This is a genomic window from Phytohabitans sp. LJ34, from assembly GCF_052068095.1.
GTDB lineage: Bacteria > Actinomycetota > Actinomycetes > Mycobacteriales > Micromonosporaceae > Phytohabitans.
In genome coordinates this window covers 1-14972 of the sequence record NZ_JBQHDG010000052.1, presented here as the reverse complement: position 1 = coordinate 14972, position 14972 = coordinate 1, and the positions used below count along the sequence as shown (strand labels likewise).

Sequence of the window (14972 nt, the reverse complement as noted above, 5' to 3'; positions counted from 1 at the left end):
AGCAGCCGGAAAACCTACCCTCCCCGCGCCCGCAGACCCGGACGTAAAACCCTCACCTTCGCCCGGTCCCTAGCCCCGTCGATGACCCGCCCGGAACCCGGGTTCAACGGACCTGACCATCGGGATCACGGAACGCGCGCCGGCACTCGCTACACGGCGGTGTCGCGGCTACCAGTCCAACTGGCAGTGACCGCCGAAGTTCGCCACGAGCACGGACGGCGGCAAATGAGTGAACCGGGAACTATCTTGGCGGCTTACCCTACGACCGACGCAATTCGCGAGTCGCCAAACTTGGGCCGCCGTGAGGCCAAAGACCGTCGCCGCGTGCCGCAGGTAGTCGTCCACCTCGGTCTGCCGGTAGCCACGCGGCCGCTTGTCGAACGCCGGGCCTGCGACCGACTCTTCCATTACCGCCAGGCGCGAGCCGCGCCACTAGGCAACATAGCTGCCTCGAGGCGGGCTGATCGATCCCGTCGAGCCCGAGCTGCCGCTTGGCGATCCTTAACGATCGCTAAGGAACGGGGTGGACTACTCCATCGATCTGTCGGGCCGCAACGCGAGCAAGCTCCGCTCGCTGCTGTCTACCTATCAGGACGCTGGTACCCGTTTGGGGTCGGTCGACGGTGTCTGGTCACGGGCGGCGTGAAACGGTTGGTGGCCGGCGGGCCGGTGGCCGCGAGGAGAACAAGGCCATCCGGGAGTGGGCTGCCAAGCATGGCAAAGAACTGTCGGAGCGTGGCAGGATCCCCGCCGCCATCGTGGAGGAGTATCGGGCCGCTAACCGCTAGCTGGCTATGTGTGGATTAGGTCCGACTTCGCAGGGAACGTGCTCCGGCGCGGCAGGCCGCGTCGACTACGGCCGATGGGTGCCGCCGTGGCGTGACAGCCGTAACGGCACCCCGAGGAAAGCATGCGCGCCGGCTATGGCCGGGACACCGGCGCAGGGCCGAGCGGCCGGCCGCCCGGGCCGTTCTGGTAGGTCAGCCAGGGCACCGACGGCACTCGGTCTGCTCCGGGCTTGCGGTAGTCGCACACTCCGCGCGGGAATGCCTGCCGCAATCTGGTCCACTGCTGTGCGGTGAAGGCGACGTTGTAGTCACGCGGGTTGACTGGTTTGAGCTGGCATCTGAGGACGTCGTTGGCCAGCGGTGCACCGGCCGCCATTCGCGGGTCGCCGGCGAACGGGAACGTTGCCCGGCAGGTGTGGGGGTCGGTTTCCTTGACGCCGTTGATGAAGCAGGCGTCGACCGCGTCGGCTGGTTTGTGTCGGAGGATCTTGACGCTACGTGGTGCGGTGCTGCGGTCGGCCTCTACGGCGGCCAGCCACCGGTCCATGAGTAGGAATGCCTGGTCTGCGATGGGCGCTGGCGGCGCGAGGCCGGGTCCGGGGAATGTCCAGATGATCTGGTTGTTGGCGTGTCCGTTGGCGTTGCGTAGCCGTTCTCGCATGGCGTGGCTGTGGAAGGCGGTGTGGATGTCGTTGAGGTTGTTGTTGGCGCGCAGGTCGATGATGGCGACGTTGTCGAGTTGCCGGGCGTCCTGGGTGGTGCTGCTGCGGTAGGCGGTTTGGACCGCGCCCGGGTCGGCGACGTTGCGGCGTGGCACGAAGTTGTGGTCGATGTCGACCCCACCGACGTTTTCGTTGAGGTTGACGAACTGCTCCGGGGTGATTGTTCCGGTCTGCAACGCTCGCAGTCCGTACTGCACGCCGACGTTGTCGAAGGGCAGTTTGGCGAAGCCGAATCCGGCGGTCCGTTCGGCGGGGGTCCACAGTCGTTGGGGTCGTTGGCCGAAGACCGCGACCAGGAAGTCCTGGTAGGTGCTGCGGCAGCCGGCGGGGTTGGTGACCGGGTGGTAGAGCTGCGCTTGCTGTTCGGGGGTGAGTGGTGGGGGGAAGCAGGATTGCAGGAACGGCGGGAGCGGTACCCCGGGTGGCGGCTGGGTGAAGGCGGGGTCCTGGAAGTTGCCGAAGGACGCGTCCCAGGCTTCGCAGGCTGTCCGGTCGGTCGGGGCGAGTGGCGCCGCGTTGCCCTGCGCCGCGGCCCGCTGCGCTGGGTCGGTCCACAGGGTGGGTGACACCGTGCTGAAGACCCGGCGCATGAGGTGACAGTCTTCGACCTCGACCAGGGCACCGGACCACATGTCCTCGTAGCTGGCGTTCGGCTGGATGCCGTCGAGTAGGCCGGGGTAGGCGTTGGCGATTTCGTGTTGCTGGATCGATCCGCCGGACAGTCCCTGCGCGAACGTGTACCGGATCTCGCCGTAGCGTTCGGTGATGTGTTCCTTGAGCATCATCACCGATTCCGCGGAGACGATGGTGTTGCAGTTGCTGCCGAGGACGTTCAACGACGAGGTCGCGACCATGAACCCGCGTGACAGTGCCCGGTCGATCTGTACATTCTGCGCGAGGCCTTGGGTGTGGTGGGTGTTGCAGTTGGCTCCGAACGGATAGAACAGCTTGTGGTTCCAGCCGTTCTGGGCTTCCCAGGCGGTCCACGGCCGGGTGGGGTCGAACAGGACCGCTATCCGGTAGATGCCGCGGTTCTGGGTTCCGGTTTCCTCGCGGAAGACGTACGGGATGGTGATTCCCCGATCGGTGGTTGTCGTGGCGACGTCGGCCGGTGGTGCGGCCGGGTCGTAGCGGGCGAACTCGCCGCTGGTTCGCCGGTAGAAGAACTGGTGGCTGGGTTGGGCGTTGCATTGTGGGTCCTGCGCAGGCCCGAGGCCGTTGGTCTGCGTGGTGCAGATCCACGGTGTCACCTGCGGGCCGGAGAAGACGGGACCGCCGTTGGGGTGGTTGGTGATCGTGATCCGGGTGGCGTAGTGGCCGTGCGGTGTGCCGGCGAGGACGGCGATCAGTTGGCTCCGGCCGACCGGTAGCCGTTCCAGCAGGCCGAGGACGCGGCCGTTGGCGCGGCGTGCGAACGCCTCGCTCACGTTTCGTAGGCCGTCGTCGGTGGCGAGTAGCACCCGAAGCCGTGACGCGTCCGCGCCGGGCGGTAGCTGTGCCTCGACCAGTGCATTTCCGCCCGAGATCAGGTCGGCGCGGTTGGAGAGCACCAGCATTTTGAGATCGCGGGAACTATTTGCCGACGGGCCGGGGGCGGCGCCGGCGACGGTTGGCGTGAGCGTGATGATCGCGCACGTCGCTGCGGCCATCACGGTGGTGAGGGCGGACTTCATCGGTTGTCCTCCTCGGAGTTCGGTAACCGCCGGGTGGGGTCCGGCGGGGTCAGGACCAGTCGCGTTGGTCGTGGATGGTCGGGCCGTCCGGCAGGCTCGGCACGCAGACCACGTCCGCCGCCAATCGCAGGTGTGCGCGGATCAGTTCGTGGACGCGCTGTGGCAGCTGTGGATCTGCGGTGGGGGCGGCGACGATTTCGCATCGCAGGTTGTCTCGGTGGTCGGATCGGTCGATGACGAAGCGGTGTGCGGTCACGCCGGGTTCGCCGGCCAGCGCCGCGGCAGCCTGTCTCGGGTGCAGGAATACGCCGCGTACCTTGACGGCTTCGCCGACTCGGCCCAGGACGCCGGCCAGCCGCAACGAGCCGTGGGCGCCGAGGGTCCAGGCGGACAGGTCACCGGTGCCGAAGCGCACGAGTGGTTGATCCGGTCGTAGCAGGGTCACCACGACCTGCCCGATGGTGTCGTCGAAGTGGGGTTGCCCGGTGCCCAGGTCGCAGACCTGGATCAGGACGCCTTCTGGCAGGGCCAGCCCGGAACCGGGTCCGGTTTCGTAGCCGAGCAGGCCTGCCTCGGCGGTCCCGTACGCCTGGTGGACGATGGGAACGTATTCGGTCAGCCACGATCGCAACGAGTCGGGCAGAGGTTCGGCGGTGACCAGCGCATGGCGTATCGGAAACCGTAGGTCGAGTGCTTCGGCGGTGTTCACCAGCGCTTTGAGGTAGGAGGGCAGGCCGACGTAGCCGCGGGCCTGGACCGCGGCGGCGACCTGCACCTGCAGTTCCATGTTGCCGACCCCGGCCGGTACGACCGTGGCTCCGACGGCGAGGGCAGCCTCCTCGAACATCGCGCCCGCGGGCGTCAGGTGGTAGCTGAAGCAGTTGAGCACGGTGTCGCCGTCCCCGATGCCGGCCGCCCGCAACGCGGGTGCCCACCGCCACGGATCGGTACCCGCCAGCTGTGGCTCGTACAGCGGTCCGGGTGAGGCGAACACCTTACGTACCAGCGCCTGCGGCGCGACGGCACCGCCGAACGGCGGGTTCGCGTCTTGCGCGGCGATCAGGTCGTCCTTGGTGAGAACCGGCACCCGGTTCAGGTCGGCCACCGAGGTCACCGAAGCCATGTCGGCCTTTGCAATCCGCGCGGCCAACGCCGGCACGCGGGCGGCTGCCTGCTCGACTGCCGCGGCGACCGCCGCGTCCAGTCCGTGGGTGTAGGCGTGGATCCTGTCGGCCAGCACCGAAACCTCCTATAGCCAGCGCTTGCGGCGCTTGTAGTGCTTGACGTCGCGGTAGCTGCGCCGTCCCCCGGCCTCGCCCAGGCCGAGGTAGAACTCCTTGACGTCGGGGTTGTCGGCGAGTTCAGCGGCGGTTCCGGCCAGGACGATCCGGCCGGATTCCATGACGTAGCCGCGGTGGGCGACGGCCAGGGCGCGCCGGGCGTTCTGCTCGACCAGCAGGGCGGTGAGCCCAAGGTCGGTGTTGAGCCGCCGGACGATGTCGAACATCTCGTCCACCAGCAGTGGGGCCAGGCCCAGCGACGGTTCGTCGAGCAGCAGCAGCCGCGGGTCGGACATGAGTGCCCGGCCGATGGCGAGCATCTGCTGCTCGCCGCCGGACAGGTAGCCGGCAACACGGCCCCGCAGACCGGCCAGCTGCGGCAGGAACCCATACACTCGGTCGAAGTCCGCCGCGGCGCCGCGGGTGTACGCACCGGCGACCAGGTTCTCGTGCACGGTGAGATGCTCGAAGACCCGCCGGCCCTCCATCACCAGGGCGATGCCGCGGCGTACCCGCTCGGCCGGCTCGGCCCGGGTGATGTCGGCACCGTCAAAGGTCACGGTGCCGTCAGTGACGGCGCCGTGCTCGGTCGGCAGCAGCCCGGTGATCGCCTTGAGCGTCGTCGACTTGCCCGCGCCGTTGGACCCGAGCAGGGCGACCACCTCACCGCGCGGCACCACGAGCGACATACCGCGCAGCACGAGTATTACCTCGTCGTAGATCACCTCGACGTTGTCGACCGACAGGAGCCTGTCCCCGCCTGCCGCCGGTTGGCGGTCACGCATCGGCGTGCCCCGGCCGCTCGTCATGCCTTCGGTGCCACGGCCGCGGTCACCTCGGTGAACGTGCCGCCCGAGACCCGGTAGATACTCGACGCCGTGGCGCCCCGGTGGCTGTCGGCGGAGAACTTGATCGGCGCGAGGACACCGCCGGTGTCCACGGCCGGCATCGTCTCCAACCCGGCGCGGATGTTCGGGCCGGTCAGGTCCTTGCCGTCGGCGAGGGTCTTCTCGATGCCCTTGACCATCGCGTGCATGGTGTACCAGCCCTGGACGAAGTGCAGACCCTTGGCGTCGAGGTCGATGCCCTTGCCCTGGCAGTAGTCGCGGACCGCCTGGTGGCCGGGCTTGGTGATGCCGGGCGGCGCGAACGGCTGGATCATCAGGTGTCCCTCCGCGGCCGGACCCGCGACCTTGATGAACAGTTCGTCGGCGCACCAGTTCAGGCAGACGATCTTCATGTCGAGCTTCTGAGCGGCGATGTCCTTGGCCACCACCGCGGCGGGGCTGGATACGTTCTGGATGACCACATACTTGGCGCCCTGTGCCTTGGCCTGCTGGAGAATGCCGACGTGGTCGGTGGCGCCGGCCTTCATGGGATACGCCTTGAAACCGAGCCGGTAGCCCTTATCGTTGATCCACTTCTCGGCGTCAGCCAGCGGTGCGGTGCCGAACGGTGAGTCGTGGTGCAGCACTGCCAGTTGAGCCGCCGGTTCCTGGGCGGCGATGTAGTCGATAGCGACCCGCAACTGGTCGGAGTAGGTCGGCGCCACCACGAAGTTGTACGGCGACTGCTTCGGGTCGGTCAGGACCTCGGCGTACGACGCCGACATGAACGGAAGCTCGTCGTCTTTGACCTTGCTCCGCAGCGCCTCGCTGTCGCCGGTGCCCCAGCCCTGGATGGCCACGGCGCCCTCGGCGACGAACTTCTTGTACTTTTCCTCGGCGGTGGGGACCTTGTACTGGTAGTCCTCGCTGAGTGCCTTGATCTTGTGGCCGTCGACCCCGCCCTTGGCGTTGAGGTTGTCGACATAGGCGAGCATGCCCTCGTTGTAGGGCTTGCCGACGTCCGCGGTGGCGCCGGTCAGGTCGGCGATGACGCCGACGACGATGTCTTCCTTGCCGTTGGACCCGCCGCCGTTTGCGGTGGGTCCGCCGCACCCGGCGAGCAGCACGGTAGCCACCGCGGCGAGCGTGAGTTTGCGCATTGCGGTACTCCTTCGTGGAGGCTTGTTGGTAGGTCTAGTAGCGGAACGGCCAGAACCGCACGTAGTCCTTGACCCGGCGCCAGATCCGATCCAGACCGCGCGGCTCGAACAGCAGGAACAGAACGATGACCAGACCGAACGCGGCCGCCTGCACGGCCGGCAACTGCTCTGCCAGCAGGGGAATCCGGGTGCGGAGGGCATCGGCGAGCTCGGCGAGCAACGGGGGCAGCAGCATGATGAAGGCCGCGCCGTAGACGGCGCCCGCGACGCTGCCGAGCCCGCCAACGATGATCATGGCGAGGTACTGGATCGAGACGTCGATGGTGAACCGTTCCCAGGTGACGGTCTGGGTGTAGTGGGCGGTGAGGGCACCGGCCAACCCGACGTAGCCGGACGACACGGCGAAGGCCATCAACTTCGTCCGGGTCAGGTCGACGCCGATGGCCGAGGCCGCGATGTCGTGGTCGCGCACGGCCATGAACGAGCGGCCGAGCGCGGTGCGGAAGAGGTTGCGCGCGGTGACGACGGCCAGCACCGCGAGGCCGGCGATGATCCAGTACCAGACGAACTCGAAACTGGTCCGGGGCACCCGCCAACCGAAGAGGGTCAACCGGTCGACGTCGAGGAAGCCCTGCCCGCCGGTGAGCCAGCCCCACCGGCGGACCACGAAGATGATGATCTCCTGGCTGGCGATCGTCGCGATGGCCAGATAGAGGCCCTTGAGACGCAACGCCGGCAGGCCGAAGAACGCACCCACCGCCGCGGTCACCAGCACGGCGGCGAGCATGGCCAGCGGCACCGGCAGCCCAGCGCGCTGCACCAGCAGCCCGGAGGTGAACGCGCCGACGGCGAGGAACCCGCCCTGGCCCAGCGAGATCTGGCCGGTGAAGCCGACCAGGATGTTCAGGCCCACGGCTCCGATCGCGGCGATGCCGATGGTGTTGACGATGCCGAGCCAGTAAGGGTTGACCAGCCACGGCAACGTGAGCAGGCCGGCGATGACGAGCACCAGCCGCAGGCGCTCGGCCGACGTGTGCCGAAGCCGCAGTTCGGAGGCGTAGCTGGTGTGGAACACGCCGGCGGCGGTGGCGGCCATGTCAGACCCTCTCGATGCGTGGCTGGCCGAACAGCCCGTACGGGCGCAGCAGCAGGATGAGCACCAGCACGACGTACGGCGCCACCTGTGAGGCGCCGGCCGACATGCCCTCGGCGTACTGGCTGACCAAACCGATGACGGCGCCGCCGATGATGGTGCCCGGCACCGAGTCGAGCCCGCCGAGAATGACCACCGGGAAAACAACCAGGCCGAATGTGCCCAGGTTCTGGCTCAGCTCGGCGATGTCGGCCAGCAGAAGGCCCGCGATCAACGCGCTGACAGCGGCGAACGCCCATGCCAGCGCGAAGATCCTGCGCACCGAGATGCCCTGGACCAGGGCTGCCTGTTGGTCGTCGGCGACCGCACGCATCGCGATGCCGTGCCGCGACCATCGGAAGAACACCGTGAACGCGGCGAGGACGACCACCGCGACCGCGACCGCGACGAGCCGGTCCAGCGGCACCGTGGCCCCTGCGACAGTGGTGGTACCGGCGGGCAGCACTTTCGGCATCTCGCGTGGGGTGGTGCCAAAGAACATTGTCACCACGGCCTTGAGGACAGCGGCCAGGCCGATCGTCACCATGATCACCGCTATCGGGTCCTCACCGATCAGCGGCCGCAGGATCACACGTTCGATCGCGACGCCAAGAACCACCGCCGCCGCCACACCGACGAGCACGGCAACGGCGAAGGGCAGCCGCAACAGGACGAACGCGGTGTAGAACAGGTAGGCGCCGACGAGCAGCAACTCGCCCTGCGCGAAGTTGATGACGCTCGTCGCCTTGTAGATGAGCACGAAGCCGAGCGCGGCCAGCGCCAGCACCGCACCGTTGGCCAGGCCGTAGACCGTCAGCTGCACAAACTGACTCATGCGATCGCCCCGCTCATGCTCGTCCACTCCAGACCGGGCGTCGTGGCTGGCCGGCAAGCTTCTCGATGTCGATGGGCCGGTGGATGGCCAGCGTGATGGTCCGCTTGGCGGTGGTGCCGTCCTGGTAGGCGACGGTGGTGTCCACGTCGACAGTGGGCTCGTCACCGTCGAGGGCGGCGATGACGTCCGCGTAGCGGGTCGCGATGACGTTGCGGCGGACCTTTCGGGTGCGGGTGATCTCGTCGTCGTCCGGGTCCAGTTGCCTGTGCAGCAGGACGAAGCGCCGGATCCGCATCGTGGCGGGCAGGTCGGCGTTGGTGCGTGCGATCTCGGCGGCCACGAGGTCCGCGACGGCCGGCTGGGTGGCAAGATCGGTGTAGGTGGTGTAGCCGATCCGGGCCCGCTCGGCCCAGGCTCCGACGGTGGCCGGGTCGAGGCACAGGATGGCAGTGATGCCGTGGCGGCCCAGGAATGCGACCGCCTCTTCGACGTATGGCGAGAACTTCAGCTTGTTTTCGATGAAGGCGCTGGAGAACCGGCTGCCGGCCGGGTGGTGGAGCACGTCGGCCTGTCGGTCGATCACGACGAGATGTCCGTCGTCGAGGTACCCGGCGTCCCCGGTGTGCAGCCAACCGTCGGGATCGGTGGCAGCAGCGGTGGCCTGCGGGTCGTGCAGGTAGCCGCGGAACACGCTCGGCGAGCGCAGCAGGATCTCGCCGTCGTCGCTGATGCGTAGCTCGGTGCCGGGGATGGCGGCACCTACGGTGTGGAACCGCAGGTCGCCGTCGTGGTGGGCGACCGCGATGCCGCAGATCTCGGTCTGTCCGTAGATCTGCTTGAGATTGACACCGAGGGCGTGGAAGAACCGGAACACGTCCGGCGACAGCGGTGCGCCGCCGGTATAGCAGCGTTTGATCCGGAGCAGGCCGAGCTGGTCACGCACCGGGCGTAGCCCGACCGCGTCCGCGACCTCGTGGGCAATGCGCAGTGGCACGCCCGGTGCCCGGCCCGCGGTGCGGTGGGCGGCCATCCGGTCGCCCACCTCGTAAGCCCAGCCGAAGACGTGGCGCTTGAGCCATCCCGCCTCGTCGATGCGTACCTGGACTTCGGAGAGCATCGACTCCCAGATGCGGGGTGGGCTGAACATCAGGTCGGGTGCGATCTCCCGCAGGTCGGTGCGTTGCGTCGCGGCGTCCTCCGGAAACGAAAGCGTCAAGCCGTGGCGCAACCCGCACGCGACGGCGAGCATCTGCTCACCGATCCACGCCAGCGGCAGGAACGAGACGTACCGGTAGGCGGGCAGCACCGGGTCGATCTCGGCGAGATGCTCGGCCATCGCGATCAGGTTGGCGTGCGACAGCTCAGCCAGCTTGGGACGCGCGGTGGTCCCCGAGGTGGTACAGATGATCGCCGTGTCGTCCGGGCCGACCAGGGCGACGCGGTCGTCGAGCCACGCCGGCTGGGCCTTCGCTTTCTCAGCGCCGGCGGCTTCGATGTCGGTGAACCGCTCCAGATACGGCTGCGGGTAGCCGGCCAGGCCGCGCGGGTCGTAGTAGACGACCGTGGCGAGCTTCGGTAGCTGGTCTTTGAGCCGGATCAGCTTGTCGACCTGCTCCTGGTCCTCGGCCACCACGACCCGAACCTCGGCCAGGGAGAGCACATGCAGGATCTCCTCGCCAACACTGGTGGGATAGATCCCCACGACCGCGCCGCCCAGGCACTGCACGGCCAACTCCGTGATCAGCCACTCCGGGCGGTTGTCGCCGAGCACGGCGACCACATCACCACGGCCGATCCCGAGGCTGGCCAGGCCGCCGGCGAACTCGCGCACCCGCCGCGCGTACTGCGCCCAGGTCAGCGGCTGCCATACGCCATAACGCTTCTCCTGCATGGCGATTGCCTGCGGGTGCTCGGCGGCCCGCGCGTAGAGCAGCTCGGGAAACGTGCTCATCGGGCCGCTTCCCCGAGGTAGGCGTTGATCACCGCGGGGTTGCTGCGGACCCGCGCCGGCGGACCGTCGGCGATCAGCCGGCCGAAGTCGAGCACGGTCACGGCGTGGGAGATGTCCATGACCACGTCCATGTCGTGCTCGATGAGCACCACACTGACCCCGGCGAGCTCGTTGACGTCGAGCACGTAGCGGGCCAGGGACTCCTTCTCCCCGGCGTTCATGCCCGCCATCGGCTCGTCGAGCAGCAGCACGGCCGGCTGCATGCACAGCGCCCGACCAAGTTCCACCCGTTTCGCGTAGCCGTACGACAGGGCACCGACCGGCTGGTGGCGCACCGCCTGGAGTTCCAGCAGGTCGATGACTTCCTCGACCAGCGCCCGGTGCTCGATCTCCTGCCGGCGGGCCGGACCGAACCAGACCAGCGCGGGCAGCAGAGCGTGACTCATCCGGTGGTGCCGGCCGAGCATCAGATTTTCCAGCACCGTCAGGTGCTTGAAGAGCTCGATGTTCTGGAAGGAACGGGCCAGCCCCAGCCGGGCGATCTGATGTGGCCGGCGCCCGACCAGATCCACCGCACCGCCGGCCCGGGACAGCCTGATCGTCCCGCGCTGCGGCCGGTACAGCCCGGACACGCAGTTGAGCAGGCTGGATTTGCCGGCTCCGTTCGGCCCGATCACCGCGTGGATCTGACCCTGCCGCACGGTCAGCCCGACGCCGTCCAGGGCCTGCACCCCGCCGAATCTCAACCCCACGTCGGACACCGTCAACACCGGTTCACCCGCCGGCACAGTGCTGCTGTTGAGCGGGAACCGGTACTCCCGAGTGATCATGACGCCTCCAGACGGCCTGTGACGGACGTTACGTTTCCACTATGTGAAAGTCAATCGCCATATATGGAACCTGTTTCCTGCTGGTATCGTGCGACCGTGACGGAAGCGGAAACGCGGTCGGGGACGCAGACCGACTCACGCGGCACGCTCGGCACGCTGCGAAACGCCGCTCTCCTGCTGGACCTGCTGTCCGACGGCCCGGCACACCAGCAGCTCACCGAGCTTGCCGAGCGGTCCGGCCTCTCGCTGCCCACCGTGCACCGCCTGCTCCGGTCCCTGACCGTCGCCGGCCTGGTCGAGCAGGACCCCCGGTCGGCCCGGTACGGCCTGGGTCCCGAACTGGTGCGGCTGTCCCAGCGATACCTGGCCCGACTTCCCGTCATCACCGCACTGTCGCCGTATCTGCTGCCGGTACGCGACGCGTTGCACACCTCCGTCCACATTGTCCTGTACACCCGCGGATCGGTGGCCTACGTCGACCGCGCGGACGCCGCCGACATCGGGCCCTACCGGGAGCCACACCGGGTCGAACCGGCGCTGCGCACCGCACCCGGCCGCATCCTGGCCGCGCACGCCGACGATCCCGGCTGGGACGCGGCGCTCGCCCTCGTCGACTCGGCCGAGCGGGCGTTGGCCGCTGACGAGCGCAGCCACTGGCGTAGCGTCACCCACCTCACCCTCGCCGCAGCCGAACGCGGCGGCACGGAGGTCGCCGTCCCGGTGCCGGACGGATACGGCCACCCAGCGGCCGCCCTCGCCGCGACCGTCGCGGACGGGGCGGTGCCCCAGGCCGCCGCTCACCTGATCCGAGCCGCTCAAGCGGCGAGCAGGACGCTGGGCCATGGCTGAGCCCGACCTGCCGCGCTGGGCGGCCGTCGCGGACCAGCTCACCTGGTCCCGGCGTCCGGACGCGATCTTCCAGCCGCACGGCAGGTACGGCAGCTGGTTCCCCGGCGGCACCCTCAACGTCGTCACCAACTGTGTCGACCGGCACCTGCCGGCCAGCGCCGACCAGCCGGCCATCCACTGGGAAGGCGAACCCGGCGACCGCCGAACCATCACCTACCACGACCTCGCCCGCGAGGTCGAAATGATGGCGGCCGCACTACGCGGTCTCGGCGTCGGCACGGGCGATCGGGTCGCCCTGCACCTGGGCTGGCTACCCGAAGCCGTCGTCGCGATGCTCGCGTGCGCCCGCATCGGGGCCGTGTTCGCCGTACTCCCGGTGCCGTTACCCGTAGAGGCGCTCGCCGAACGCCTCGACGACCTCGCGCCGCGCGTCCTGATCACCCAGGACGGCGCCTGGCGCCACGGCACGATCATCCCGACCAAGGCCCGCGTCGACGACGCCTTGACCGCTGTCGCCGGCGTCGAGCACACCATCGTGATCCGCCGGACCGGCCAGGACGTCGCCTGGTACGAAGGCGACCGCTGGCTGCACCACCTGCTCGACCCGTTCCGCGACACCGCCGGGCCAGCGGACCAAGCCGCGCAACCCGAGCCGCCGAGCGGGATCCGGAGCACCGCACCGGCAACGCCACCGGTCGCGCTGCCCGCCGAGCATCCACTGCTCATCACCTGGCTGGCCAACCGGCGCGGCCGGCCGGTCACCGCAGTCCACGGCACCGCCAACCTTCTCGCCGCCGCGGTAGCCGTCCACCGATACGGGCTCAGCCCCGGCGGAGTGTTCTGGTGCGCCGGCGACCTCGCCTGGATAGCCGCGCCGGTGCACGGCGTTCTCGGCCCGCTCGCCTGGGGCGACACCACGGTCATGTTCGAAGGAACCCTCGACGTGCCCACCCGGCGCCGGCTCTGGGACATCATCGACCGGTACCGTGTCGCAACCCTGCTCACCGTCCCATCCGTACTCGCCCGGCTACGCGGCTGGCCGGATGCCGCTCCTCCCGAGCCGGACAAACGCACCCTCCGCCGGGTGATCGCCATGGCCGAGCCGTTCCAGCCCGCGCTGCGCACCTGGATAGCCGACCAGTTCACCGGCGACCCCGGCGCGGTCGCCGATGCCTGGGGCCAGATCGAGCTCGGCGGCATCGTCACCGTCGACCACCCGGTCGACGCCGGGCGCTTGCCGGACACATCGCCAGAGATCATCGACGCCACCGGCCACAGCGCACGCCCCGGAACACCTGGCGAACTGGTACTGCGTCGCCCCTGGGCCGGCACACTGCGCGCCCTGCGCGGCGCGGGCGCCGGTGACGCCTACGAACACTGGGGCCATCCCGACCAGCAGTACGCGACCGGGGACCGCGTTGTCCGGCACCGGGACCCCGCCAACGCCGGCGACCGGCTGGAATTCCTCGGCCGCATCGACCCGGTGGTCTCGATCTCCGGGCAACTGGTCTCCCTCGCCGAGGTGCGCGACGTCCTGCTGGACCACCCGTTCCTGGCCGCGGCCGAGGTCGTCACCCGCCCCCACGCCAAACTCGGCCGCCGGCTCGTCGCGTACGTCGTGCCGGCCACCGACACCATCCCCGGCACGGCGCTGGCCCACGAACTCGTCGAAGTCGTTCAGGAGACCCTTGGCGGGCTCGCCCGCCCCTCCGCGATCCACTTCCTCGACCGCATCGGCGACGACCTCGCCCCTGACGCCCGACGCCGCGCCCTTGAGGTCATCGCCGCGTCGATCACCACGCCAACGCCAGCCCACATCACCTGGGCGCGGGTCCATGCCGCGGCCGAGATCAAATCCGGTCACCTCAACGACGGCTCGAACGCCTCGTGAGCGGGTGGCAGAACAGCCGGTGTTCCCGCCGGTCAGTTGCTAATCGCCTCGAAGACCGGTCCGTTCGTTGGAACGACGATCGCGCTCGCGGGCGTGAGGTCCACGCGGTACCTGCCGCCCGCAACCAGTTGTGGATCTTTACTTGTTCGTGGTGCCGGCGGTAGCTTCGGAGCCCGTTCACACTCCGTGCAGGCGATCATGAAGCAACCCCGGGTGCGCGGTACACGGATCTGCCGAAGAGAGTGCTTCATACGGATGCGGCAACTGGACGGTGACTGCCAGCGGCGGCTAAGGAAACAGATCGAGGCTACGGCATTCCAGATCCCTGCTGGTGGTCTGGGGTACTCTCTGCGGCGCGATCGAGGATCGCCCGCCGAATGAGCCTTAGAAAGGCGTGGAACCGGACGGCGGTTGCGGCGGCGTATACCCACATCGTGAAGACGCCAAGGCCGAGCAGGCCCATCAGCAGCCATCCGGTAGCCGAAGCTGGGCTGTTGTTCAACATGTATGCGAAGAGCAACGTCGGCGAGGACCCGCCGAAGAGCACGCTCGTGTACCAGTCGGAGCCGGCCGATCGCCGGAGGCCACGATCTTCGGCCTCATCGTTGCGTCCAAAGAGCACCTGCGACGCGCTTGTCCCGCCACTGTGCAACTGGCGCATGTACGCCTCCCACCTCAGCGGGATGGGCACCCCGGCCGATGTCAATCTTGGCGCGAGGTCTATTGCGATGTAGGCGCCAATACTTTGGACCATCGTCGAGTTGTCAATCCAAAACAGCCAGAGCAGGACAGTCAGTATTGCTAGGCCGGCGAGCACATGGGAGTTGGCAGTCGCGATGGATACTCCGGTACCTACGGCAGCGAGTTCCAAGGTCAGAAGCGTATAGCTGACCGCGAGCCGGGCGTTGAGTTCCTGTCGCAAGGCGTCGAACTCAGCCAGGCACGCTGAGAGCATGTCATTCATCGTGGTCAGCCTCCGGCTCGTCGGTTACCCGCCCATTGTGAGCCTCCAGACCAACAGGACCTCGCGTTAC

The 14972-nt window shown here is 68.5% G+C and carries 14 protein-coding genes; 4 read left to right on the top strand and 10 right to left on the bottom strand.

The features are described from left to right. Nucleotides 1-168: 168 nt before the first annotated feature. Nucleotides 169-408 carry a DivIVA domain-containing protein gene (locus tag ACTMTJ_RS45145; protein ID WP_441225272.1) on the bottom strand — a complete coding sequence of 80 codons (240 nt, stop codon included), beginning with the start codon at nucleotides 406-408 and terminating at the stop codon, nucleotides 169-171. A 115-nt stretch (nucleotides 409-523) separates the two neighbouring features. Between ACTMTJ_RS45145 and ACTMTJ_RS45140 the strand changes: the two genes are divergently transcribed. Beyond that, nucleotides 524-646 (top strand): hypothetical protein, encoded by a 123-nt coding sequence (locus ACTMTJ_RS45140; RefSeq protein WP_441225270.1) that lies wholly within the window; start codon nucleotides 524-526, stop codon nucleotides 644-646. Beyond that, nucleotides 624-788 carry an Lsr2 family DNA-binding protein gene (locus ACTMTJ_RS45135; protein ID WP_441225268.1) on the top strand — a complete coding sequence of 55 codons (165 nt, stop codon included), beginning with the start codon at nucleotides 624-626 and terminating at the stop codon, nucleotides 786-788. Before ACTMTJ_RS45140 ends, ACTMTJ_RS45135 begins: the two co-directional genes overlap by 23 nt. 133 nt (nucleotides 789-921) lie before the next feature. Here the strand turns inward: ACTMTJ_RS45135 and ACTMTJ_RS45130 are convergent, their stop codons facing one another. The 8 genes from ACTMTJ_RS45130 to ACTMTJ_RS45095 are packed head-to-tail and all read right to left on the bottom strand — an operon-like array spanning nucleotide 922 to nucleotide 11198. Continuing rightward, nucleotides 922-3183, bottom strand: a complete 2262-nt coding sequence (locus tag ACTMTJ_RS45130) for a DUF6351 family protein (RefSeq protein ID WP_441225266.1) — start codon at nucleotides 3181-3183, stop codon at nucleotides 922-924. Between the two features lie 49 nt (nucleotides 3184-3232). Continuing rightward, the gene (locus ACTMTJ_RS45125) at nucleotides 3233-4423 is read right to left on the bottom strand and encodes a phenylacetate--CoA ligase family protein (RefSeq protein WP_441225265.1); all 1191 of its coding nucleotides are present in this window, start codon (nucleotides 4421-4423) and stop codon (nucleotides 3233-3235) included. A 9-nt stretch (nucleotides 4424-4432) separates the two neighbouring features. Next, nucleotides 4433-5272 (bottom strand): ABC transporter ATP-binding protein, encoded by an 840-nt coding sequence (locus ACTMTJ_RS45120; protein ID WP_441225264.1) that lies wholly within the window; start codon nucleotides 5270-5272, stop codon nucleotides 4433-4435. After that, nucleotides 5269-6450, bottom strand: coding sequence for an ABC transporter substrate-binding protein (locus ACTMTJ_RS45115; RefSeq protein WP_441225262.1), 1182 nt, complete (start codon nucleotides 6448-6450; stop codon nucleotides 5269-5271). Before ACTMTJ_RS45115 ends, ACTMTJ_RS45120 begins: the two co-directional genes overlap by 4 nt. A 34-nt stretch (nucleotides 6451-6484) precedes the next feature. Then, nucleotides 6485-7546: a branched-chain amino acid ABC transporter permease gene (locus ACTMTJ_RS45110; RefSeq protein WP_441225260.1), complete on the bottom strand. Its 1062-nt coding sequence runs from the start codon at nucleotides 7544-7546 to the stop codon at nucleotides 6485-6487. 1 nt (nucleotide 7547) lies between these two features. Then, nucleotides 7548-8444: a branched-chain amino acid ABC transporter permease gene (locus tag ACTMTJ_RS45105; RefSeq protein WP_441225259.1), complete on the bottom strand. Its 897-nt coding sequence runs from the start codon at nucleotides 8442-8444 to the stop codon at nucleotides 7548-7550. Next, a complete protein-coding gene (locus ACTMTJ_RS45100; protein WP_441225258.1) occupies nucleotides 8431-10368 on the bottom strand; it encodes an AMP-binding protein in 1938 nt (645 codons plus the stop codon). The genes ACTMTJ_RS45105 and ACTMTJ_RS45100 overlap by 14 nt, the downstream gene beginning before the upstream one ends. Continuing rightward, complete coding sequence (locus ACTMTJ_RS45095; protein WP_441225256.1) at nucleotides 10365-11198, bottom strand: ABC transporter ATP-binding protein; 834 nt, start codon at nucleotides 11196-11198, stop codon at nucleotides 10365-10367. The genes ACTMTJ_RS45100 and ACTMTJ_RS45095 overlap by 4 nt, the downstream gene beginning before the upstream one ends. Before the next feature lie 96 nt (nucleotides 11199-11294). Here ACTMTJ_RS45095 and ACTMTJ_RS45090 point away from each other — a divergent pair, with 96 nt between their 5' ends. Beyond that, the gene (locus ACTMTJ_RS45090) at nucleotides 11295-12047 is read left to right on the top strand and encodes an IclR family transcriptional regulator (protein ID WP_441225254.1); all 753 of its coding nucleotides are present in this window, start codon (nucleotides 11295-11297) and stop codon (nucleotides 12045-12047) included. Next, on the top strand, nucleotides 12040-13938 hold the full coding sequence (locus tag ACTMTJ_RS45085) for an AMP-binding protein (protein WP_441225252.1): 1899 nt from the start codon (nucleotides 12040-12042) through the stop codon (nucleotides 13936-13938). The genes ACTMTJ_RS45090 and ACTMTJ_RS45085 overlap by 8 nt, the downstream gene beginning before the upstream one ends. A gap of 307 nt (nucleotides 13939-14245) precedes the next feature. Here the strand turns inward: ACTMTJ_RS45085 and ACTMTJ_RS45080 are convergent, their stop codons facing one another. Beyond that, entirely contained in the window at nucleotides 14246-14902 is a 657-nt protein-coding gene (locus tag ACTMTJ_RS45080) for a hypothetical protein (protein ID WP_441225250.1), read from the bottom strand. Between the last annotated feature and the right edge of the window lie 70 nt (nucleotides 14903-14972).

Bases quoted from the DNA above. Each gene is read 5' to 3' on its own strand.
- ACTMTJ_RS45145 (WP_441225272.1), bottom strand. From the start codon at position 408: ATGGAAGAGTCGGTCGCAGGCCCGGCGTTCGACAAGCGGCCGCGTGGC.
- ACTMTJ_RS45130 (WP_441225266.1), bottom strand. From the start codon at position 3,183: ATGAAGTCCGCCCTCACCACCGTGATGGCCGCAGCGACGTGCGCGATC.
- ACTMTJ_RS45120 (WP_441225264.1), bottom strand. From the start codon at position 5,272: ATGACGAGCGGCCGGGGCACGCCGATGCGTGACCGCCAACCGGCGGCA.
- ACTMTJ_RS45115 (WP_441225262.1), bottom strand. From the start codon at position 6,450: ATGCGCAAACTCACGCTCGCCGCGGTGGCTACCGTGCTGCTCGCCGGG.
- ACTMTJ_RS45110 (WP_441225260.1), bottom strand. From the start codon at position 7,546: ATGGCCGCCACCGCCGCCGGCGTGTTCCACACCAGCTACGCCTCCGAA.
- ACTMTJ_RS45100 (WP_441225258.1), bottom strand. From the start codon at position 10,368: ATGAGCACGTTTCCCGAGCTGCTCTACGCGCGGGCCGCCGAGCACCCG.
- ACTMTJ_RS45095 (WP_441225256.1), bottom strand. From the start codon at position 11,198: ATGATCACTCGGGAGTACCGGTTCCCGCTCAACAGCAGCACTGTGCCG.
- ACTMTJ_RS45085 (WP_441225252.1), top strand. From the start codon at position 12,040: ATGGCTGAGCCCGACCTGCCGCGCTGGGCGGCCGTCGCGGACCAGCTC.
- ACTMTJ_RS45080 (WP_441225250.1), bottom strand. From the start codon at position 14,902: ATGAATGACATGCTCTCAGCGTGCCTGGCTGAGTTCGACGCCTTGCGA.